Consider the following 1,625-nt stretch of genomic DNA (forward strand, 5'->3'; position numbering starts at 1 on the left):
ATAAAAAGCTTTATTTGTATATGCTGCAAAATATCCTAATCGAAGTTGGGAGATTCCATTCAAGGTTGTGGTTTTTCCAAGAATCATAACCCAATCGTCACTATTTTGAGTTATTGTACAACCTCTTAAAGATTTAAACGGTTTTGGAAATGTTGATTGTTCTATTTTGGTACTTACACCCGTATACCCAGTGCCATTTTTTTGCAATGAGGCATATACGTGAATTGTTCCGGCACATATTTGAATCCTATTTTTAGGGAATCGTATACAAATGCTTTTTGTGGATGAATCTATATAAGTTTCATATAAATTGCTACTTAATTCAGTACGCCAGTTGATATACTGAAAGCAAAAAGGAGCAATGTATGGAAGCGAAAATAATGGATGTATTGCGAAGAATGCAACCGGTTTTAGATGAAATGCAACTACGTGAGCTGAAAGAAGTGCTACAGATGACATTTACCGGGTGCAGAGTAATCCAGGAAACGGACCTGCAGGTTGTAGACAGGAGCTGGGAAGTGGATCTGGAAGAGTTTCTGATGAGTAAAGCACTGGAAGGAAAAGCATACAATATCGGTATGAACTGGTTCGGTTACTGACCTATATCAATAAGCCAGTGAAGGACATAGATTCTGGAGATATTTCTGGATTCATGCGGGCTTATAAAATGATCCGCAAGGTAGCAAACCAGACGCTAAAGAACGTCCGGGCGGTGTATAGCAGCTTCTTCGGATGGCTGCGAGATCGTGACCGGATTCGGAGAAATCCGATAATGCTGCGTAAATGCAGCAGTCTTCGGGATAAAGCGTTACTAGAATTCCTATATAGCACAGCAGTCAGAGTATCGGAGCTTTCAGAGATTAACAGAGAAGATATCCGGTATGCGAATAAAGAACTGATTGTATATGGAAAAGGAGCGAAAGAAAGGACGGTGTACATCAATGAACGAACCAACATGTATCTGAAAGAATATCTGGAAAGCAGAAAAGACAATGATCCGGCGCTATTTGTCGGAAGCAAGAAACCGAATAGCCGGCTGACGAAAACAGGAATTGAGGATATCATCCGGCGGATTGGAGGGAAGGCGGGCGTAGAAAATGCGCATCCGCATCGATTCCGGAGGACGGCTCTGACAAATGCATTGAACCGCGGAATGCCTCTGCAGGAGGCTATGATATTTGCGGGACACGCAAAGTCAGAGACAACCATGCGATATTGTACAGTGAATCAGGAAGGTGTACGGTATCATCACTTTAAATATTTAAGCGCATAAGTAAATAAACTTATTTATTTACACTCGGCATTGGTCGGGTGTTTTTGTTATGCGCTTTTATATATGTAACTTTATCAACCAGTCAAAGGAGGGATTCTGAACTAAGTAGCAAATTAAAAAATGCAGAGACAACGATGAACAATAATTTAACTGTTACGGAATGTTCTTTTGCATTAAATTCATCAAATATAGATATATCACCAAAAAAATCAAGAGTTCAGTGTTTTAAAATTGGACACATAGCATTTATCAATGGTGTAATTAAAATCAACAAAGCAATTAACGCATATTCTCCATTGCAAATCGGAACGGGATTTCCTAAATTACATTCCTCATACTCATATAATGCTTA

General features: G+C 39.3%; 3 protein-coding genes. All 3 read left to right on the top strand.

Translation table 11 applies throughout. From position 1 onward, the window contains the following. Positions 1 to 365 precede the first annotated feature (365 nt). Positions 366 to 599, top strand: coding sequence for a hypothetical protein (locus tag PG418_RS16790; protein ID WP_498837742.1), 234 nt, complete (start codon positions 366 to 368; stop codon positions 597 to 599). A 53-nt stretch (positions 600 to 652) separates the two neighbouring features. Continuing rightward, on the top strand, positions 653 to 1,273 hold the full coding sequence (locus tag PG418_RS16795) for a tyrosine-type recombinase/integrase (RefSeq protein ID WP_498837743.1): 621 nt from the start codon (positions 653 to 655) through the stop codon (positions 1,271 to 1,273). A gap of 134 nt (positions 1,274 to 1,407) precedes the next feature. Next, positions 1,408 to 1,625: hypothetical protein (locus tag PG418_RS16800; RefSeq protein WP_498837744.1), on the top strand; the 218-nt coding region annotated here is incomplete at its 3' end.

The organism is Bariatricus sp. TF06-38A, assembly GCF_027690675.1.
Classification (GTDB): domain Bacteria; phylum Bacillota; class Clostridia; order Lachnospirales; family Lachnospiraceae; genus Allocoprococcus; species Allocoprococcus comes.